The organism is Telluria mixta, from assembly GCF_029223865.1.
Classification (GTDB): Bacteria; Pseudomonadota; Gammaproteobacteria; order Burkholderiales; family Burkholderiaceae_D; genus Telluria; species Telluria mixta.
In genome coordinates this window covers 1,482,844-1,502,539 of sequence record NZ_CP119520.1, presented here as the reverse complement: position 1 = coordinate 1,502,539, position 19,696 = coordinate 1,482,844, and the positions used below count along the sequence as shown (strand labels likewise).

Sequence of the window (19,696 nt, the reverse complement as noted above, 5' to 3'; positions counted from 1 at the left end):
ACTGTTTATTGACGCGCGGTGCGCAAATTCGGCGGTTTGCCGGTGCTGAAATTGGCGCGCCACGGATTGATGTCCAGGCCGCCGCGCCGGGTGTAGCGGGCGTACACGGCCAGCTTGTGCGGTTTGCATTGGCGCAGGATGTCCGTGAAGATGCGCTCGACACATTGCTCGTGGAACTCGTTGTGCTCACGGAAACCGATCAGGTAGCGCAGCAGGCTTTCCTGGTCGATCTGTGGACCGGCATAGCGGATCTGCACGCTGCCCCAGTCCGGCTGGCCGGTGACGAGGCAGTTCGATTTGAGCAGGTGCGACACGAGGGTTTCCTCGACCGCGGCTTCTTCGTGGTTGGCCTTGAGGAGTTCCGGCGACGGACTGTAATTGTCGATCTCGACGTCGAGGCGGTCGATCAGGAGGCCGTCCAGCTCGCCCATTTTGAGCTTGTCGAAGTCCTCGGGCAGGGTCAGCGCCGCATGCACGGGCGCACCCACCGCGTTCGACAGGTCTTCGCGCAGCAGGGCCAGCAGGGCGTCCGTGTTGGCCAGCCGGGTCTGGTTGAACGAATTCAGGTAAAGCTTGAAGGATTTCGATTCGACGATGTTGGGCGAATCGGCCGGCACCGTGAAGGTCGCGATGGCAACCTGGGGCTTGCCGCGCATGTTCAGCCACGACAGCTCGTAGGCGTTCCAGATGTCGACGCCGAAGAAGGGTAGCGTGCCCGTCAGGCCGAGCTCGTCGCGCTTGTGCTGGCGCGGGATGGGAAACAGCAGCTCCGGCGCGTATTCGGTCTGGTAGGCCGAGTTTTTGCCAAGAGGCGATTGTTCAGGGGTATTGGTCATGGTGTGTTCTCGATGCCGGGCGTGCTCGTGACGGTGCCGGTCCGGCGGCGGCAAAGCGGCGTATCGTACACCTTTCCGAGATTGGATGCGCGCCCAGTTAACGCATGCATTACGGGTACATCACCGTGGGCACGTTTCATTTGGGGCCCCCGGCCCCAAATGCCCACCCTACGATATCGTTTGCCGTAGGGTGGGGTGCTTGATGCCGGGGGCATCAAGCACGAGCCCCACCAGGCATCACAGGAACAGCTTGTAGACCGGATTCGCGCTCTCGTCCCAATGACGATAACCGAGCGTCGCGAGGAACTCGCGGAACTCGTCCATCTCGCCCGACGGCACCTGCAGGCCGACGAGGATGCGACCCACGTCGCCGCCCTGGTTCCGGTAGTGGAACAGCGAGATGTTCCAGTTCGGCGCCAGGGTGTCGAGGAAGCGCATCAGCGCGCCCGGACGTTCCGGGAATTCGAAGCGGTACAGCAGTTCGTCGTGCGCGAGCCCGCTCTTGCCGCCGACGAGGTGGCGCACGTGCTGCTTGGCCAGTTCGTCATGCGTGAGGTCGAGGGTGCGGAAGCCGTGCTCCTCGAACGTGCGCGCGACGGTGCCCGACTCGCTGCGGCTGCCGATCTGCACGCCGACGAAGACGTGCGCCTCGCGCTCGTCGCTGATGCGGTAGTTGAACTCGGTGACATTGCGCGGGCCGATCAGCGCGCAGAAGCGCTTGAAGCTGCCGCGCTGCTCGGGGATCGTCACGGCGAACACGGCTTCGCGTGCCTCGCCCAGTTCGGCGCGCTCGGCGACGAAGCGCAGGCGGTCGAAGTTCATGTTCGCGCCGGACGGCACGGCGACGAGCGTCTCGCCACGGATCGGATTCTTCGTCATCAGTGACCGTTCCACGTACGCCTTGGCACCCGCGACGGCCAGCGCGCCGGACGGCTCGACGATGCTGCGCGTGTCGGTGAACACGTCCTTGATGGCGGCGCAGATCGCGTCGTTGTCGACGATGATGATTTCATCGACCAGTTGCTGGCACAGGCGGAACGTCTCGGAACCCACGAGGCGCACGGCGGTGCCGTCCGCGAACAGGCCGACGTCCGACAGGGTCACGCGCTCGCCGGCCTTGAGGCTGCGTGCCATCGCGTCCGAATCGTTCGTCTGCACGCCGATGATCTTGATGTCCGGGCGGATCTGTTTTACATAGGCGGCCACGCCGCTGATCAGGCCACCGCCGCCGATCGCGAGGAAGATCGCGTGGATCGGCGCCGAATGCTGGCGCAGGATCTCGACGCCGATGGTGCCCTGGCCGGCGATGACGTCCGGATCGTCGAACGGGTGCACGAACGCCAGCTTCTGTTCCTTTTCCAGCATCTGCGCATGGTTGAACGCATCCGTGTACGACTCGCCGTGCAGGACGACTTCCACGTTGCTGCCGCCGAACGCGCGCACCGCATCCACCTTCACGCTGGGCGTGGTGGTCGGCATGACGATCACGGCGCGGCAGTTCAGGCGGGCCGCCGACATGGCGACACCCTGCGCGTGGTTACCCGCCGACGCGCAAATCACGCCGCGTTTCAGTTGCGACTCCGACAGGTTGGCCATCTTGTTGTAGGCGCCGCGCAGCTTGAAGCTGAACACGCTCTGCATGTCCTCGCGCTTCAGGTAAATCTTGTTGTCGGTGCGCTTCGACAGGCTGGGGGCGTACTCCAGCGGGGTTTCGACGGCCACGTCGTAGACGCGCGCGGTGAGGATTTTCTTGAGGTAGTCGGTAGTCATGATCGTTGCGGGCTGTTCTGGGTTCCGGGGCGACGCTGACTGTCCTGCTTGGTGGGTAACCGAGGCGAGCAGTGCGGCAACCTGGCTTGGTAGAGCCTGGCGTACCGTGTCGTTGCGAGGTGTTGCTCCTCATTATAATGTACTCAACTTATCCTTCCGCCGTCCATTCTTTCCTGCCGATGATCGAATCCGCCGTCCTGTGGCTGCTGAAATTCCTCGCCGTGCCCACCGTCGGGCTCACGTCGGTATTCCTCATCGCCTTCGTTTCCGCGACCCTGCTGCCGCTCGGTTCCGAGCCGGCCGTGTTCGCCGTCGTGAAAGCGAATCCCGCGATGTTCTGGCCCACGGTCCTCGTCGCCACCCTGGGCAACACGCTGGGCGGCATCGTCGACTACTGGATCGGCTACCGCGCCAAGGTCGCCTTCGCGAAGGAGCGCTCGTCGCGCTGGTTCCACTGGCTCAAACGCTATGGGGCGAAGACGATGCTGCTGTCCTGGGTGCCGGGCATCGGCGACCCGCTGTGCACCCTGGCCGGCTGGCTGCACCTGCCGTTCTGGCCCAGCGTGATCTATATGGCGATCGGCAAGTTCGGGCGGTACGTCTTCATGACCGTCACGCTGTTGTACATCCCGAACGGGTGGTGGAAGTGGCTGGGGAGACAACGGGCAGAATCTTCGGGTGATGATGGCTTGCCCATGAAATTGACTGGCATTTATCTTTACCCCGATCTGGTCGAGTACAGGTCCGACGCGGCGCTGGCATTCAGGAATCAAACGCGGTTTCTTTGCAATTATGTGCAAAGACATCTGGCCGCACGAAAGTTGCATGCCGAAGGTTTCAACAGGATTTGTGTGGTCTGCAAGAGTGCCCCGGCAGAGCTGACATACAAGAACACGTCGAATGCACTGACAGCGGAAGTGCAGTTCGATATTGCAGAGTACGCAACAGTCGCGGACGAGCGACTGCCGGAGTATTTCATTGGATTGCTCGAAGCGGGCATCGCCAAGTGCAGCAAGGATCAGCATGTTCCCGCAGAGTACTTTCACGACGCGATCCAGTCGTTCAGGGCTGAACATTACAGGAACGAGTGGGTTTTCCTGGAGAAGACGTTTCGTGCCGAAGGCGTGAAATGTAGGTTGAAGTGCAAGCTTGATCGTTCGTACTTTCGGCTGACACTGGAGATCGATCGCCGCGGGCACATCATTTTTTCCCAGGAGATCCTGAGAACCTTGCCTGACGAGGTGATGTACGCGCATCGATTCAAGGACATCAAACTTGATGGAGAGACCCTGGTTGTCCAGGACAAGTTTGGCAACGCCCTCGCGACGGTCCCCATCCGGCGTGGATAAGATGCCTGTTCTTTCATCACGCCGAGCTTTCGCCGGAAAATCTTGCATTCAGCCAAAACAAATTTGAGCGGAAGCGTCGTTTTCCGTCCGTTTCTGCTTCTCCACCGTTGCAAAAATTATTCCTTCCCCAGCGTGGTGCATCGCAATAAGCTAGAATAGAGAGTCCTACGCGTCAGTACGACAGTCGATCTCCCCATGAACGCTCCTGCCAATATCCACGCCCTGCTCGAAGAAAACGCGCCCATCCGGCTGCGCGAAATCCCCTATAACTACACGTCGTTCTCCGATCGCGAGATCGTGATCCGTCTGCTGGGCGAGTCATCGTGGCAGTTGCTGGATGAATTGCGCGGTGCCCGCCAGACCGGGCGCTCGGCCCGCATGCTGTACGAAGTCCTGGGCGACATCTGGGTCGTGCGCCGCAATCCGTACCTCCAGGACGACCTGCTGGACAATCCGAAGCGTCGCGCCAAGCTGATCGAAGCGCTTCATCACCGCCTGGCGGAAGTCGACAAGCGCCGCCTGACCGTCGATGCGGGCGAGTCCGATCCGGCCACTGCAAGCCGCCGCAGCGCCGCCGTCGAGCAGCTGCTCGTCGCCGCGCGCAAGGCCGTCGACGACTTCGGCCGCGAGTTCGCGGACACCTACGACCTGCGCAAGCGCGCCAAGGCCGTGCTGGGCCGCTACACCGATAAACGCAACATCCGCTTCGACGGCATGCACCGCACGTCGCACGTGACGGACGCCACCGACTGGCGCGTCGAATACCCGTTCCTCGTGCTGCTGCCGGATTCGGAAGACGAGATGGCCGGCCTGGTGAAAGGCTGCATCGAACTCGGACTGACCATCATCCCGCGCGGCGGCGGCACCGGCTACACGGGCGGTGCGATTCCGCTGTCGCCGATGTCGGCCGTGATCAACACGGAAAAGCTGCTGCAGATGGGCGAGGTCGAGATGACGCGCCTGCCGGGCGTCGACCGCGAGTACGCGACGATCTTCACGGGCGCCGGCGTCGTCACGCAGCGCGTGTCGCAGGCGGCCGAGAAGGCCGGCTTCGTGTTCGCCGTCGACCCGACGTCCGCGCACGCTTCCTGCATCGGCGGGAACATCGCGATGAACGCGGGCGGCAAGAAGGCCGTCCTGTGGGGCACCGCGCTGGACAATCTTGCGTCGTGGCGCATGGTCGACCCGAACGGCGACTGGCTCGACGTCACGCGCGTCGACCACAACCTGGGCAAGATCCACGACGCGCCCGTCGCCACGTTCAAGCTCGAATGGACGCACCCGTCGGAAAAGGGCGCGCCGAAAGGCCAGCCGTTCCGCACCGAGACGCTGGCCATCGAAGGCCGCCGCTTCCGCAAGGAAGGCCTCGGCAAGGACGTCACCGACAAATTCCTCGCGGGCCTGCCGGGCATCCAGAAAGAGGGCACCGATGGCCTGATTACGTCGTCGCGCTGGATCCTGCACAAGATGCCGAAGTTCACGCGCACCGTCGCGCTGGAATTCTTCGGCCAGGCGCGCGACGCGATCCCGTCGATCGTCGAGATCAAGGATTACCTCGACAGCCTGCCGAAGAGCGGCAAGCCGGAATTCGCCAGCCTGCGCCTCGCGGGCCTGGAACACCTGGACGAGCGCTACCTGCGCGCCGTCGGCTATGCGACGAAATCCAAGCGCGGCACCCTGCCGAAGATGGCGCTGTTCGGCGACATCGTCGGCGACGACGAGAACGCCGTCGCGCTGGCCACGTCGGAAGTCGTGCGTCTCGCGAACACGCGCGTGGGCGAAGGCTTCGTCGCCGTCAGCCCGGAAGCCCGTAAAAAATTCTGGCTCGACCGCTCGCGCACGGCCGCCATCGCGCGCCATACGAACGCTTTCAAGATCAACGAAGACGTCGTCATTCCGCTGAACCGCATGGGCGAGTACACGGACGGCATCGAGCGCATCAACGTCGAACTGTCGATCAAGAACAAGCTGCAGCTCGTCGAAGAATTGCATGCCTACTTCGCGTCCGGGAACCTGGAAGTGACGAAGGCGGACGACGCCACCGGCGAAGGCGTGTCGAAGGAAGAGATCCTCGGCGACCGTCCACAGCAGGGCGACGATCTGCTGGCCCGCGTATCCGCGCGCTGGACGTGGATCCTGGCGAACCTCGACCAGCCGCTGGGCGCCGTGCTGGATAAACTGGCCGACGTCGGCCTCGACGGCCTCACCGGCACGTTCCAGGCGCGCCTCGCGCAGCAGCCGGACGCGAAGCTGTTCGACGTCGTGCAGGACCATACCGTGCGCGTCTCGTGGAAGCAGGAGATCCGCGCGCCGCTGCGCCAGATCTTCAACGGTGCGGCCTACGAACCGATTCTCGCCGAAGCCACCGCGATCCACAAGCGCGTGCTGCGTTCGCGCGTGTTCGTCGCGCTGCACATGCACGCCGGCGACGGCAACGTGCACACGAACCTGCCCGTGAACTCGGACGACTACGCGATGCTGCAGGATGCGCACAAGGCCGTCGAGCGCATCATGAAGCTGGCGCGTTCGCTGGACGGCGTCATCTCGGGCGAACACGGCATCGGCATCACGAAGCTGGAATTCCTCACCGAGGACGAGATCCGCGACTTCCGCGACTATAAAAAACGCGTGGACCCGGAAGGCCGCTTCAACAAGGGCAAGCTGCTGAACAGCGACACCGCGTACGCCGACCTGCGCAACGCGTACACGCCGTCGTTCGGCCTGATGGGCCACGAGTCGCTGATCATGCAGCAGAGCGACATCGGCGAGATCGCCAACAGCGTGAAGGACTGCCTGCGCTGCGGCAAGTGCAAGCCCGTGTGCACGACGCACGTGCCGCAATCGAACCTGCTGTACTCGCCGCGCGACAAGATCCTCGCGACGTCCGCGCTGATCGAAGCGTTCCTGTACGAAGAGCAGACGCGCCGCGGCGTGTCGATCCGCCACTGGGAAGAATTCGAGGACGTGTCCGACCACTGCACCGTGTGCCACAAGTGCGTGACGCCGTGCCCGGTCAACATCGACTTCGGCGACGTCTCGATGAACATGCGTAACCTGCTGCGCAAGATGGACAAGCGCAGCTTCAAGCCGGCCCAGCGCGCGGGCATGTTCTTCCTGAACGCGACCGATCCGACGACGATCAACGCGATGCGCAAGGGGATGATCGACTGGGGCTACAAGGCCCAGCGCCTCGGCGCGACCGTGCTGAAGGCCGTCGCGAAGGAACAGACGAAGGCACCGCCTCCGACGACCGGCAAGGCGCCGATCCGCGAGCAGGTGATCCACTTCGTGAACAAGAAGATGCCGGGCAACCTGCCGAAGAAGACGGCGCGCGCGCTGCTGGACATCGAGGACGACAAGATCATCCCGATCATCCGTAACCCGAAGGTGACGAACGCCGATACGGAAGCCGTGTTCTACTTCCCGGGCTGCGGCTCCGAGCGCCTGTTCTCGCAGGTGGGCCTGGCCACGCAGGCGATGCTGTGGGAAGTGGGCGTGCAGACCGTGCTGCCGCCGGGTTACCTGTGCTGCGGCTATCCGCAGCGCGGCGCCGGCCAGTACGACAAGGCCGACAAGATGGTGACGGATAACCGCGTGCTGTTCCATCGCATGGCCAACACGCTGAACTACCTCGACATCAAGACGGTCGTGGTGTCGTGCGGCACCTGCTACGACTCGCTGGCGAACTACGAGTTCGACAAGATCTTCCCGGGCTGCCGCCTCATCGACATCCACGAATACCTGATGGAGAAGGGCGTCAAGCTGGAAGGCGTCACCGGTACGCGCTACATGTACCACGACCCGTGCCATACGCCGATGAAGCTGCAGGATTCGGTGAAGACCGTGAACGCGCTCGTGCAGACCGTCGACAACGTCAAGATCGAAAAGAACGACCGCTGCTGCGGCGAGTCGGGCACGTTCGCCGTGAGCCGTCCGGACATCTCGACCCAGGTCCGCTTCCGCAAGGAGCAGGAAATGGTGAAAGGTGCCGACAAGCTGCGCGAAGACGGGTTCAAGGGCGACGTCAAGATCCTGACGAGCTGCCCGTCCTGCCTGCAGGGCCTGTCGCGCTACAACGACGATTCGGGCACCACGGCCGACTACATCGTCGTCGAGATGGCGCGCCACCTGCTGGGCGAGAACTGGTTGCCGAACTACGTCGCCAACGCCAACAACGGCGGCATCGAGCGGGTGCTCGTATGATGGGTTGCGAGTTGTGCGAGTTGGCGGTGCCGACGGTTGTCGATAACGACAAGTTCGCCGTCATTCTCGTCGACGATGCCAACTACCCCGGCTTCGCGCGCGTGATCTGGATGGATCATGTGCGCGAGGTGAGCGACCTGGCGGACGAGGATCGCCTGCTGCTGAACGACGCGGTGTACAAGCTGGAACTCGCCGTGCGCGAGGTGATGCAGCCGCTGAAGGTCAATGTCGCCAGCCTCGGCAATGTGGTGCCGCACCTGCACTGGCACGTGATCCCGCGCTACGCCGACGACGCGCACTTCCCCGCGCCCGTGTGGGCGCAGGCGCAGCGCACGACGGACGAGGCGGTGCTGGTCGCGCGCCGGGCGCGGGTGCCGCAACTGGCGGAGGCGATCGCACGCAGGTTCACCGACCGCTAAAATATGTACCGCCGTCATTCCCGCGAAAGCGGGAATCCATGCAGAGTATCTTCGATCAGCTCATTATGGATTCCCGCGTGCGCGGGAATGACGTTCTTGCTTTGCTACTGAACGGACCCCATCATGCCCACCCCCACCAACCTGACCATCCGCCAGCAATCGAAGATCCTCGAAATCGCCTTCGACGACGGCGCCGCGTTCTCCATTCCGTTCGAGCTGATGCGCGTGTACTCGCCATCGGCCGAAGTGAAGGGCCACGGCCCGGGCCAGGAAGTGCTGCAGGTCGGCAAGCGCGACGTGGGCATCCGCGGCGTCGAGCCGGTCGGGAACTATGGCGTCAAGCCGCTGTTCACGGACGGCCACGAGTCCGGCATTTTCACGTGGGATTACCTGTACAAGCTGGGTAACGAGCACGACGCCCTGTGGCAGGATTACCTGAGCCGCCTGCATGCGGCGGGGTATGAAGGCGACAGCGGCCGCGAGGCGAGCGCCGTGCCGGCGGCCGGGCCGAAGGGTGGCGGTTGCGGCAGCGGCGGGGGCTGCAGCCACTAATTGTAGCCACGAATGAAAAAAGCGCCGGTGTACCACACGGCGCTTTTTTCTTTGCCAGCCTGGTGGGCCGGCGTAATCCTGTCTGCGGTCCCGGTCGGGAATTATTGCGGCTGGATGTTTGCTGCCTGCTTGCCCTTCGGGCCGGAGGTCACGTCGAACGTGACGCGCTGGTTTTCCGCCAGCGATTTGAAGCCGGCCGAATTGATGGCCGAGAAGTGTGCGAACAGATCGTCGCCACCATCGTCAGGTTTGATGAAGCCAAAGCCTTTTGCGTCGTTGAACCATTTCACGGTGCCAGTCGCCATATTTCTCTCTCTCAAGAAGATTTTTTTTAAACAGTAATGAGTTGTCGCCGGCAGCACATGGTTAAGCGATAAAACATCCCTGTTCCAGACTGTGCGCAAGCGAAATCCATTATAAGCAGAGTTTTAACAATTGGGATGCACGATTGTTATCGTGTGTGGTAAAGCCGACATTAACGTCGCCGCAAACGTTTTCATCGCGTCCGCCCGGGTAAGCCATCTTTAAGCCGGGCGAGACACCCCGGCTTGTATAATGTGGCAAGACTAAACGGCTTGCTACTATGACCAACACCACCCATTTCGGCTACAAGACCGTCTCGGAAGACGAGAAGGTCCACGAGGTAGCCAAGGTATTCCACTCGGTCGCGTCCAAATACGACGTGATGAACGACCTGATGTCCGCCGGCCTGCACCGCGTGTGGAAGGCGTTCACCATCGCCCAGGCCGGCATCCGTCCCGGCTTCAAGGTGCTCGACATCGCGGGCGGCACGGGCGACCTGTCGAAGGCGTTTGCCAAGGCGGCGGGGCCGAGTGGCGAGGTCTGGCTCACGGACATCAACGAGTCGATGCTGCGCGTGGGCCGCGATCGTCTATTGAACAAAGGTCTTGTCACCCCCACATTACTCTGTGACGCGGAAAAACTGCCGTTCCCGGACAATTATTTCGATCGGGTCAGCGTGGCCTTTGGCCTGCGCAACATGACGCACAAGGATCAGGCACTGGCGGAAATGCGCCGGGTGCTCAAGCCGGGCGGCAAGTTGCTGGTGCTGGAGTTTTCGAAAGTGGCGGCGCCGCTGCAAAAGCCGTACGACGTGTACTCGTTCTCGGTGCTGCCGTGGCTGGGCCAGCGCATCGCCAACGATGCGGAAAGCTACCGGTATCTGGCGGAATCGATCCGCATGCATCCGGACCAGGAAACGCTGAAGGCCATGATGGAAACGGCGGGCCTGGAAAGAGTGCAGTACTACAACCTGACGGCCGGTGTGGCCGCACTGCACACCGGCATCAAACTTTGAGGTGAGCTGATGAAAAAGTTTTTGGCCAGCATGATGATCGCGCTGATGACGCTGTCCAGCGTCGCCGATGCGCGCCCGGTCGGCGGTGGCCGTTCCTTCGGCCGCCAGTCGCAGTCCGTGAGCCGCATGCGTGCTCCGGCGCCGGCACCGGCTCCCACGCCTGCCCAGCAGCCGTCGTACCAGCGTCCGGCTCCGGCCCCGATGGCGCCGGCCCAGGTGCCGCAGAAGCGGCCGAGCATGTGGAAAGGCGTGCTGGGCGGGGCGTTGCTGGGACTCGGCCTGGGCGCGCTGTTCTCGCACTTCGGCATCGGCGGCGCGATGGCCAGCGCCCTGTCGTCGATCCTGATGATCCTGCTGCTCGTGTTCGCCGTGATGTTCATCATCCGCATGTTCCGCCGCAAGGACACGCCGGCCAACCCGACTTTTACGGGTTTTAACCAGAATCCCGTGCCGGCCTCGGCCACGCCTGAAATCGGTTCCGGCCTGAACAATGCCTATGCCGGCAACCAGGGCGGCTTCCAGTCGGGCTTCTCGAACGCGCCGTCCCTCGACAAGGCCGCGCCCGCGCACGAGCAGTGGGGCGTGCCGGCCGGGTTCGACACGGAAGCGTTCCTGCGCCACGCCAGGTCCTCGTTCATCCGCATGCAAGCGGCCTGGGACCGCGGCGACCTGGCCGACCTGCGCGAATTCACGTCGCCCGAGGTGTACGCCGAACTGTCGCTGCAGATCCAGGAGCGGGGCGGCCAGCCGGACTATACGGAAGTCGTCAGCATCGATTCGCAGCTGCTGGGCATCGAGACGACCGACCGCGATTACCTGGCGAGCGTCCAGTTCAACGGCATGATCCGCAACGCGCCGGGCGCGGCGCCGGAACCGTTCGTCGAAGTCTGGAACCTGGCGAAGCCGCTGGCCGGCAATGGCGGCTGGGTCCTGGCGGGCATTCAGCAGATCACTTAAAATTTTCGCAAGAAAAGTTCCGTGCTCCGGGGTTTATGCTCTGGTGAACTGGTAAGATCGAAACCGCCCGACCTATGCCGGGCGGTTTTATTTTGTGAACACCAAACACGTCATGTCTTCGACTCCCTCTTTCCTGTCGCCCTCGGCCCCGGCCGTAGCGACGATCAACCACCTGCTGGCACAGGAAGCATGGGCGCGCGACGCGTTGATGCGCCATGCCGGCAAGACCGCCGTCATCGATACCGGACATCTCGCCCTGCGCATGCGCGTGGCGCGCGACGGCATGCTCGAGACGGCGGGCGTCGACGACGCGGCCAGCGTCACCATCCACGTCAAGCTGTCCGACCTGCCGCTGATCCTGCAGAACCGCGACCGCGCGTTTTCGTACGTACGCATCGAGGGTGATGCCGAGTTCGCCAACACGATCTCGCAATTGTCCAAGGGCCTGCGCTGGGATGCCGAGCACGACCTCGAGCGGGTGGTCGGGCCGATCGGCGCCGTGTGCCTGGCCGGCGGCGCGCGTTCCGCGATGACGGGCGCGGCCACGGCCGGACGCCGGCTCGCGGAAAACGTCGCCGAATTCCTGCTGGAAGAACGCCGCGTGCTCGTGCGCCCGGCCACTGTCGATCATTTCGCCGACGACGTCGGCCGCCTGCGCGACGACGTCGAGCGCACGGCCAAGCGCATCGCCAAACTGGAGCAGAAGCTCGCTGCACGCAGCATCGCTCCCGTTCCGACGACCCCTGACACGCCTTCGGACCACTGATGATCCTGAAATTCCTGCGCCTGCTGAAGATCTTCACCGTCATCGTCAAATATGGCCTGGACGAGATCGCGATTTCCGGCCTGCACGTACCCCGCACCGCCCGCCTGATCAATACCGTCTTCTTCTGGCGCCGCATCACGTCGCCGCGCGCGATCCGCCTGCGTCTCGCGCTGGAAGAGCTGGGCCCGATCTTCGTGAAATTCGGCCAGGTGCTGTCGACCCGGCCCGACCTGATGCCGCCGGACATCGTGGCCGAGCTGTCGCTGTTGCAGGACCGCGTGCCGCCGTTCCCTTCCGACCTGGCCGTCGCCCAGATCACGCGGTCCCTCGGCGCCTCACCCGAGACATTGTTCGCTTCGTTCGAGCGCACGCCGGTCGCATCCGCATCGATCGCCCAGGTGCACTTTGCCGAGCTCAAGAATGGTAAGCAGGTCGCGGTGAAAGTGCTGCGTCCGGGCATGAAGACCACGATCGACGAAGACATTGCCCTGATGCAGATGGCCGCCAGTCTCATCGAAAAGGTGTGGGCCGACAGCCGCCGCTTGAAGCCGCGCGAGGTCGTGGCCGAGTTCGATAAATACCTGCACGACGAGCTCGACCTGATGCGCGAGGCCGCCAATGCGAGCCAGCTGCGCCGCAATTTTGCGAATTCCGATTTGCTGATGGTGCCGGAGATGTACTGGGACTATTGCTCCAGCAGCGTGATCGTGATGGAGCGCATGAACGGCATCCCGATCTCGCAGACGGACCGTCTCGTCGCGGCCGGCGTCGACCTCAAGAAATTGTCCAGCGATGGCGTCGAAATCTTCTTCACGCAAGTCTTCCGCGACGGGTTTTTTCACGCGGACATGCACCCGGGTAATATCCTCGTGTCGATCGATCCTGACACGTTCGGGCGCTACATCGCGCTGGACTTCGGCATCGTCGGCACGCTGAACGATTTCGACAAGGACTACCTGTCGCAGAACTTCCTCGCGTTCTTCCGTCGCGACTACAAGCGCGTGGCCGAGGCGCACATCGAATCGGGCTGGGCGCCGCGCGAGACCCGCGTCGACGAACTGGAAGCCGCCGTGCGCGCCACGTGCGAGCCGATCTTCGACCGTCCCCTGAAAGACATTTCCTTCGGTCAGGTGCTGCTGCGCCTGTTCCAGACGTCGCGCCGCTTCAACGTCGAAGTGCAGCCGCAACTCGTGCTGTTGCAGAAGACGATGCTGAACATCGAAGGCCTGGGCCGCCAGCTCGACCCGGACCTCGACCTGTGGAAGACCGCGAAACCGTACCTGGAGCGCTGGATGGCCGAGCAGGTCGGCTGGCGCGCCTTTGTCGACCACTTGCGCGACGAGGCGCCCCGTTACGCGGCGATCTTTCCGCAACTGCCGCGCCTGGCGCACCAGGTGCTGGAAAGGCATGCGCATCGCGAGATCGACCAGGACGCCGTCATGGCCATGCTGCTGGTCGAGCAGCGCCGCACGAACCGTCTCTTGATGTTCGTCGCGTGCGTGACGGGCGTGCTGGCCGTGCTCGTCGTCGGCATGCATCTCGCGGACCACTGGAACTGGGGCCTGTAATGGCCTTGGCACCGGATTTCGCCAGCCGCGATCCGCTGTCGCCGCAATTCTGGGACGAGCGCTTTGAGCGCAGTTTCACGCCGTGGGAGCGGGGCGGGGTGTCGCTGGCGTTGCGTCGGTTCGTGGCCTCTTCTCAGCCACGCGTCGTGCTGGTGCCGGGCTGCGGCTCCGCGCACGAACTGAAACTGATGTGCGAGGCCGGCTGGGACGCTACCGCCATCGATTTCTCGCCCGAAGCCGTCGCCCGCGCCCGCGCGCTGGCCGGGCCGTGGGCGGACCGCATCCGGCAAGCCGATTTCTTTGCGTATGCACCGGAGAAGCCGCTGGACCTCGTCTACGAGCAGGCGTTCCTGTGCGCGTTGCCGCATGCACGACGACCGGACATGGCACGGCGCTGGGCGGAGCTGCTGGGGCAGGGTGGTCTGCTGGCCGGTTATTTTTATTTCGACGAGGCGCCGAAGGGGCCGCCGTTCGGCATCACGCGTGAGGAACTGGATGGCTTGTTGAAGCCCGCGTTCGAGTGCGTGGCCGATGAGGCCGTCGAGGATTCGATTCCCGTGTTCGCCGGCAAGGAACGCTGGATGATCTGGCAACGCCGATAAAAGAAAAGGGCCCGCAAGCGGGCCCCGATTTGAAGTGCTTTTCTTCGGTATTGCGGCGGGCCGGAAGCCGGTCGCGCAAACTTCTGTTTCTTAATCCTTGCGCAGCATTGCTGCTAAGAATGCTATTTAATCAGTTAAGTTGATGTTCGGCAAACAGAACCAATCGTGCGCTGACGAAAAACAACACTGTTTCCACAGTGCAGCAAGTCGGCCAGGCGTCCATCTGCTCCGTAAAAGCTTTATAATTCAGGGTTTTGATGATTTTTGCGGAGTATTCAGATGCCGATTTACGCCTACCGCTGCGATGAATGCGGTTTTGCCAAGGATGTGCTGCAAAAGATTTCCGATCCGGTTCTGACCGTTTGCCCGTCGTGCGGCAAGTCATCGTTCAAGAAGCAAGTCACCGCCGCCGGTTTCCAGTTGAAAGGTACCGGCTGGTACGTGACCGACTTCCGCGGTGGCTCTGCGCCGGCAACCGGCACGGCACCAGCGACGTCGTCCGACGGTAGCACGGGCGGCACAAGCAGCGCGGGCAGCACCGACGCGTCGCCCGCATCGGCGCCCGCCGCCGCGCCGGCGAAGGACAGCAGCAGTACCTGACCGCGGCGCCGGCCCATCGCGGCCGGCGCATAATGAGCACCCGACAAATCATCGGACGAGATCCGTCACGACAATCGATGCGTAAATATTTCATCACAGGCGCGCTGGTCCTGGTTCCCCTGGCGATCACCGCCTGGGTGCTGAACTTCGTGATCAGCACGCTGGACCAGTCGCTCGTACTCGTGCCGAGCGAGTGGCAGCCGCGCACCTACATCCCGGGCCTGGGCGCCATCATCACGCTGGCGATCGTGTTCCTGACCGGCGTGCTGACCAATAACCTGGTCGGCAAATGGTTCGTGCGCATGTGGGAGCGGCTGCTGCAGCGCATCCCCGTCGTGAATTCGGTGTACGGCAGCGTCAAGCAGGTGTCGGACACGCTGTTCTCGTCCTCGGGCAACGCGTTCCGCAAGGCCGTGCTGATCCCGTACCCGCACGAGAATTCGTACACGATCGCCTTCCTGACCGGCGTGCCGGGCGGCGACGTCAAGAATCACCTGGTGGGCGAGTACGTGAGCGTGTACGTGCCGACCACGCCCAACCCGACGTCCGGCTTTTTCCTGATGATGGAACGGAGCCGCGTCGTCGAGCTGGACATGACGGTCGACGCGGCCCTCAAGTACATCGTCTCGATGGGCGTCGTGGCGCCGGCGGCGCCGGCCGACGCGGTCGCAGAGGCGCAGGCCGCCGCCACCGCGGAATAGAACCAACAAGGCAGCAAAGAATCCAGGGCCGGCCAAGAGCAGGCCCACCGAATCAACCAACCAGGATCGAAAAACTATGTCCTCCATGCGTACTCACTACTGCGGCCTCGTGACCGAAGAGCTGCTGGGCCAAACCGTCAGCCTGTGCGGCTGGGTGCACCGTCGTCGCGACCACGGCGGCGTGATCTTCATCGACCTGCGCGATCGCGAAGGTCTCGTGCAGGTCGTCTGCCACCCCGACAATGCGGAGGTCTTCAAGGTCGCCGAGCACGTGCGCAACGAGTACTGCCTGCGCGTGACGGGTACCGTCGTGAACCGCCTGGAGGGCACTGCCAACGCCAACCTGAAGTCGGGCAAGATCGAGATCAACACCACCAGGCTGGAAGTGCTGAACGCTTCGGTGCCGGTCCCGTTCCAGCTGGACGACGACAACCTGTCGGAAACCACGCGCCTGACGCACCGCGTGCTCGACCTGCGCCGCCAGCAGATGCAGCACAACCTGCGACTGCGCTACAAGGTGTCGATGGAAGTGCGCAAGTACCTGGACAACCTGGGCTTCATCGACATCGAGACCCCGATGCTGACCAAGTCCACGCCGGAAGGCGCGCGCGACTACCTGGTGCCGTCGCGCGTCAACCCGGGCAACTTCTTCGCGCTGCCGCAGTCGCCGCAGCTGTTCAAGCAGCTGCTGATGGTCGCCAACTTCGACCGCTACTACCAGATCACCAAGTGCTTCCGCGACGAAGACCTGCGCGCCGACCGCCAGCCGGAATTCACCCAGATCGACTGCGAAACGTCGTTCCTGACCGAGCAGGAAATCCGTGACCTGTTCGAAGACATGATGCGCGTGGTCTTCAAGAACGCCGCCGGCATCGACCTGCCGAATCCGTTCCCGGTGATGGACTTCGCCACCGCCATGGGCTCCTACGGCTCGGACAAGCCGGACATGCGCGTGAAACTGCAGTTCACCGAACTGACGGAGCTGATGAAGACCGTCGAATTCAAGGTCTTCAACAACGCCGCCAACATGGCGGGCGGCCGCGTCATCGGCCTGCGCGTGCCGCAGGGCGGTTCGATGCCGCGTTCGGAAATCGACGCGTACACGCAATTCGTCGGCATCTACGGCGCCAAGGGCCTCGCCTACATCAAGGTCAACGAGAAGGCCAAGGGCCGCGACGGCCTGCAATCGCCGATCGTGAAAAACATCTCGGACGACGTCCTGGCCAAGGTGCTGGAACTGACCGGCGCCGAAGACGGCGACCTGATCTTCTTCGGTGCCGATAAAGCCAAGGTCGTGAACGACTCGATGGGCGCGCTGCGCGTGAAGATCGGCCACTCGGAATTCGGCAAGAAGGCCGGCCTGTTCGACGACGTCTGGGCGCCGCTGTGGGTCATCGACTTCCCGATGTTCGAGTACGACGAAGACGGCGACCGCTGGAACGCGACGCACCACCCGTTCACGGCACCGAAGGACGGCCACGAAGACATGCTCGAGACGAACCCGGGCGCCTGCATCGCCAAGGCCTACGACATGGTCCTGAACGGCTGGGAACTGGGCGGCGGCTCGATCCGTATCCACCGCGAAGAAGTCCAGAGCAAGGTGTTCCGCGCGCTGAAGATCGATGCGGAAGAAGCGCAGCTGAAGTTCGGTTTCCTGCTCGACGCCCTGCAATACGGCGCCCCGCCGCACGGCGGCCTGGCGTTCGGCCTGGACCGCCTGATCACGCTGATGACCGGCTCCGAGTCGATCCGCGACGTGATCGCGTTCCCGAAGACGCAGCGCGCGCAGGATCTGCTGACCAACGCGCCGTCGGAAGTCGACGAGAAGCAGCTGAAAGAGCTGCATATCCGCCTGCGTAACGAGCCGAAAGTGGCGTAATCAATCCAAAGACGTGAATTATAAAGGGCTCCTGTTATGGGTTAACGGGAGCCCTTTTTTGTTGAGTGGTTAGCTTTGCAGTTTCGGTAATTTGTATTTTTAGTTTTTATTTGATGAGATGAAGACTGGGCGAGACAATTTTCCAAAGCCTGTGATCTCGAAACTCGAGAGGCGAGTTAACGGGCATTGCTCTAATCCTGAATGCAGAGTATCCACTTCTGGCCCAACTCTGTCTCCAGCGGGCGCAAATTGCATTGGGATTGCGGCTCATATTGCTGCTGCCTCGAAGGGAGGGCCGAGATATGACGAAAATCAATCTCCTGATGAACGCAAATCGATACTAAACGCAATTTGGCTCTGCGTTAATTGCTCTACTTTAATCGATAGGGATGAGGCGAAATATACCGTTGGGCTTTTGAAGTCATGGAAAGCGCAGGCTGAGCAGGATGCGCTTGATGAGTTGGGAGTCAGTCCGATACCGCGAAGAACACACGATGCTTTAAAGGCAGTTGTTATGGGGGGTATCGCTAAAAAGAGCATACCTAGCGCCGTAGGGGAAATTTGTCGATTATCTGCAGAAGAATTAAAGCGGATAGATCCGCGATTTGGTGTTGATGTTGAATTCAAATCCGGTCAAACAATCTACACATTCTCTGCTTGGCAGGATGTCATATGTCAAGCTACAGTAATCGAACATTTTGGTGAAGAATTTCAAAAGAAGTACACTGACCTAATCGAACACGGAACTGCACTGGAAATTGACTCGGCTGCGATACGCTTAACAGGTTCGCCCCTTTTTGATCTACATAACGGCTGTAATGGCAATCTTGTTATTGAAACTGCAAAGAAGAAGGTTGCGGTTTGCAAGTTGTCTATCGGCGATGACGACGCGACACGTGTATTGCTCGACGACGTCAAGGGATTTTTGATAGGTGGTGCGAAATCAGTAACGTTCGTTGGTGACACATTTGAAGGTTACCTTACGTTTAAGATGACCGTAGACTTTACTCAGGATACAAGGAAAAAATCTACGGTAACATTGGAGCATCATTATTCGCTGTGGAGTGGTAAGCTGCTATCTCAGCTTCCATTTTTTTCTCGAATATATAAATTCTATGAGGCTGCTGCAAGCGGAGCTCCTGTTCGGGTAATACTTGAGGTGGATGGGGATGAGGTAATAAAAGGCGAGAGCGCGGAATTTATAAAAGCGTCAGATGCTCAGTCAATATTTGCGATGCTACGATATATACGCAATGCGAGGGGCGTGTTGAAATTTCTTGGCGTAGATGTAAACTTTGTCGACGGTTTGCGAATCTCAGGCGATCAGATAAAGGAAATCGAATATCTTTATAATGTGTTTGTCGAGCTGCCAAAGCGGAAAGGAAGGAAGGTAGGGGGAATAACGGTAACATTCGAAGCACTCCCCTCAGGGGCAGCTGACTATAGGGAGAAGATTCTTGGTGAATATGCTCCACTTCAATTGCAGCAACAATTTGGGTCGCTGATAAATATTTTTGGTAGTCAATTCGCGCTTCCACTAATTCTTCTCGACTATTCGGCTATGAAGGCCGTAAAAATTGTTGAGAATCAATCTGGACAGGTTGATGTAGAATTTATCCCGAACGATGAATGTATAGTACATGTCAATCCTGTTAGGATAAATTAATTGCATAAGATTCCCCAATCGGTCCTTGTCGTTATCCACACCGCCGACCTGGACGTGCTCCTGATCGAACGCGCCGACCGACCCGGCTTCTGGCAATCCGTCACCGGGTCCCTCGACCATCCCGACGAACCGCTGCTGGAAACGGCCACGCGCGAACTGTTCGAGGAAACGGGCATTGTCGCCGACGGCGACAAGATCGTCCTCGTCGACTGGCATCTGTCGAACATCTACGAGATCTACCAGACCTGGCGCCACCGCTACGCGCCCGGCGTCACCCACAACACGGAACACGTGTTCTCCGTCTGCGTCCCGCGCGACATCCCGATCACCCTCGCGCCGCGCGAGCACTTGCAATATGCATGGCTGCCGTTGTTGGAAGCGGCAGATCGGTGCTTCTCTGCGTCGAACGCGGAAGCGATCCTGCAATTACCCCGTCACGTGGGCGACAAGTAAACAATCGTCCATTTCAACCGTGCGCGGCGGAAACTGTGCTATTTTGCCTTGCCTTAT

At 61.5% G+C, this 19,696-nt stretch carries 16 protein-coding genes and 1 pseudogene; 14 read left to right on the top strand and 3 right to left on the bottom strand.

Annotated elements, in window-relative coordinates:
• Positions 1–5 precede the first annotated feature (5 nt).
• Both queF and ilvA read right to left on the bottom strand, forming a co-directional pair.
• Entirely contained in the window at positions 6–836 is an 831-nt protein-coding gene (queF, locus tag P0M04_RS06585) for an NADPH-dependent 7-cyano-7-deazaguanine reductase QueF (RefSeq protein WP_259448147.1), read from the bottom strand.
• Between the two features lie 237 nt (positions 837–1,073).
• Positions 1,074–2,606 carry a threonine ammonia-lyase, biosynthetic gene (ilvA, locus tag P0M04_RS06580; RefSeq protein WP_281042385.1) on the bottom strand — a complete coding sequence of 511 codons (1,533 nt, stop codon included), beginning with the start codon at positions 2,604–2,606 and terminating at the stop codon, positions 1,074–1,076.
• 179 nt (positions 2,607–2,785) lie between these two features.
• Here ilvA and P0M04_RS06575 point away from each other — a divergent pair.
• The 4 genes and pseudogenes from P0M04_RS06575 to P0M04_RS06560 all read left to right on the top strand — a co-directional run.
• A pseudogene (locus tag P0M04_RS06575) lies at positions 2,786–3,262 on the top strand (YqaA family protein); the annotation flags it as partial.
• Positions 3,263–4,150: 888 nt separating this feature from the next.
• Positions 4,151–8,158, top strand: coding sequence for a DUF3683 domain-containing protein (locus tag P0M04_RS06570; RefSeq protein WP_259448144.1), 4,008 nt, complete (start codon positions 4,151–4,153; stop codon positions 8,156–8,158).
• Entirely contained in the window at positions 8,155–8,577 is a 423-nt protein-coding gene (locus P0M04_RS06565; RefSeq protein ID WP_371877245.1) for an HIT family protein, read from the top strand. The genes P0M04_RS06570 and P0M04_RS06565 overlap by 4 nt, the downstream gene beginning before the upstream one ends.
• A 123-nt stretch (positions 8,578–8,700) precedes the next feature.
• Positions 8,701–9,129, top strand: coding sequence for a gamma-butyrobetaine hydroxylase family protein (locus tag P0M04_RS06560; RefSeq protein WP_259448143.1), 429 nt, complete (start codon positions 8,701–8,703; stop codon positions 9,127–9,129).
• Positions 9,130–9,230: 101 nt separating this feature from the next.
• Here P0M04_RS06560 and P0M04_RS06555 read toward each other — a convergent pair whose 3' ends face one another.
• Positions 9,231–9,434: a cold-shock protein gene (locus P0M04_RS06555; protein WP_036238916.1), complete on the bottom strand. Its 204-nt coding sequence runs from the start codon at positions 9,432–9,434 to the stop codon at positions 9,231–9,233.
• 278 nt (positions 9,435–9,712) lie between these two features.
• Between P0M04_RS06555 and ubiE the strand changes: the two genes are divergently transcribed.
• The 10 genes from ubiE (at position 9,713) to nudB (ending at position 19,639) form a co-directional block, all read left to right on the top strand.
• Positions 9,713–10,447 carry a bifunctional demethylmenaquinone methyltransferase/2-methoxy-6-polyprenyl-1,4-benzoquinol methylase UbiE gene (gene ubiE, locus P0M04_RS06550; RefSeq protein WP_259448142.1) on the top strand — a complete coding sequence of 245 codons (735 nt, stop codon included), beginning with the start codon at positions 9,713–9,715 and terminating at the stop codon, positions 10,445–10,447.
• Positions 10,448–10,456: 9 nt separating this feature from the next.
• Entirely contained in the window at positions 10,457–11,404 is a 948-nt protein-coding gene (locus tag P0M04_RS06545; RefSeq protein ID WP_259448141.1) for a Tim44 domain-containing protein, read from the top strand.
• A 112-nt stretch (positions 11,405–11,516) separates the two neighbouring features.
• Positions 11,517–12,170 carry a ubiquinone biosynthesis accessory factor UbiJ gene (locus P0M04_RS06540; RefSeq protein ID WP_259448140.1) on the top strand — a complete coding sequence of 218 codons (654 nt, stop codon included), beginning with the start codon at positions 11,517–11,519 and terminating at the stop codon, positions 12,168–12,170.
• A complete protein-coding gene (gene ubiB, locus P0M04_RS06535) occupies positions 12,170–13,738 on the top strand; it encodes a ubiquinone biosynthesis regulatory protein kinase UbiB (RefSeq protein ID WP_259448139.1) in 1,569 nt (522 codons plus the stop codon). The genes P0M04_RS06540 and ubiB overlap by 1 nt, the downstream gene beginning before the upstream one ends.
• The gene (locus tag P0M04_RS06530; RefSeq protein ID WP_259448138.1) at positions 13,738–14,340 is read left to right on the top strand and encodes a methyltransferase domain-containing protein; all 603 of its coding nucleotides are present in this window, start codon (positions 13,738–13,740) and stop codon (positions 14,338–14,340) included. The genes ubiB and P0M04_RS06530 overlap by 1 nt, the downstream gene beginning before the upstream one ends.
• A gap of 279 nt (positions 14,341–14,619) precedes the next feature.
• Positions 14,620–14,940, top strand: a complete 321-nt coding sequence (locus P0M04_RS06525) for an FmdB family zinc ribbon protein (protein WP_259448137.1) — start codon at positions 14,620–14,622, stop codon at positions 14,938–14,940.
• A gap of 77 nt (positions 14,941–15,017) precedes the next feature.
• A complete protein-coding gene (locus P0M04_RS06520) occupies positions 15,018–15,641 on the top strand; it encodes a DUF502 domain-containing protein (RefSeq protein WP_259448136.1) in 624 nt (207 codons plus the stop codon).
• 85 nt (positions 15,642–15,726) lie between these two features.
• Complete coding sequence (gene aspS / locus P0M04_RS06515) at positions 15,727–17,520, top strand: aspartate--tRNA ligase (protein WP_259448135.1); 1,794 nt, start codon at positions 15,727–15,729, stop codon at positions 17,518–17,520.
• 151 nt (positions 17,521–17,671) lie between these two features.
• Positions 17,672–19,186 (top strand): hypothetical protein, encoded by a 1,515-nt coding sequence (locus P0M04_RS06510; protein ID WP_259448134.1) that lies wholly within the window; start codon positions 17,672–17,674, stop codon positions 19,184–19,186.
• Positions 19,187–19,639 carry a dihydroneopterin triphosphate diphosphatase gene (nudB, locus tag P0M04_RS06505; protein ID WP_259448133.1) on the top strand — a complete coding sequence of 151 codons (453 nt, stop codon included), beginning with the start codon at positions 19,187–19,189 and terminating at the stop codon, positions 19,637–19,639.
• Positions 19,640–19,696 lie beyond the last annotated feature (57 nt).

Excerpts from the sequence above, each read along its gene's own strand:
- queF (WP_259448147.1), bottom strand. The coding sequence starts at position 836 with ATGACCAATACCCCTGAACAATCGCCTCTTGGCAAAAACTCGGCCTAC.
- ilvA (WP_281042385.1), bottom strand. The coding sequence starts at position 2,606 with ATGACTACCGACTACCTCAAGAAAATCCTCACCGCGCGCGTCTACGAC.
- P0M04_RS06570 (WP_259448144.1), top strand. The coding sequence starts at position 4,151 with ATGAACGCTCCTGCCAATATCCACGCCCTGCTCGAAGAAAACGCGCCC.
- P0M04_RS06565 (WP_371877245.1), top strand. The coding sequence starts at position 8,155 with ATGATGGGTTGCGAGTTGTGCGAGTTGGCGGTGCCGACGGTTGTCGAT.
- P0M04_RS06560 (WP_259448143.1), top strand. The coding sequence starts at position 8,701 with ATGCCCACCCCCACCAACCTGACCATCCGCCAGCAATCGAAGATCCTC.
- P0M04_RS06555 (WP_036238916.1), bottom strand. The coding sequence starts at position 9,434 with ATGGCGACTGGCACCGTGAAATGGTTCAACGACGCAAAAGGCTTTGGC.
- ubiE (WP_259448142.1), top strand. The coding sequence starts at position 9,713 with ATGACCAACACCACCCATTTCGGCTACAAGACCGTCTCGGAAGACGAG.
- P0M04_RS06545 (WP_259448141.1), top strand. The coding sequence starts at position 10,457 with ATGAAAAAGTTTTTGGCCAGCATGATGATCGCGCTGATGACGCTGTCC.
- P0M04_RS06540 (WP_259448140.1), top strand. The coding sequence starts at position 11,517 with ATGTCTTCGACTCCCTCTTTCCTGTCGCCCTCGGCCCCGGCCGTAGCG.
- ubiB (WP_259448139.1), top strand. The coding sequence starts at position 12,170 with ATGATCCTGAAATTCCTGCGCCTGCTGAAGATCTTCACCGTCATCGTC.
- P0M04_RS06530 (WP_259448138.1), top strand. The coding sequence starts at position 13,738 with ATGGCCTTGGCACCGGATTTCGCCAGCCGCGATCCGCTGTCGCCGCAA.
- P0M04_RS06525 (WP_259448137.1), top strand. The coding sequence starts at position 14,620 with ATGCCGATTTACGCCTACCGCTGCGATGAATGCGGTTTTGCCAAGGAT.
- P0M04_RS06520 (WP_259448136.1), top strand. The coding sequence starts at position 15,018 with ATGCGTAAATATTTCATCACAGGCGCGCTGGTCCTGGTTCCCCTGGCG.
- aspS (WP_259448135.1), top strand. The coding sequence starts at position 15,727 with ATGCGTACTCACTACTGCGGCCTCGTGACCGAAGAGCTGCTGGGCCAA.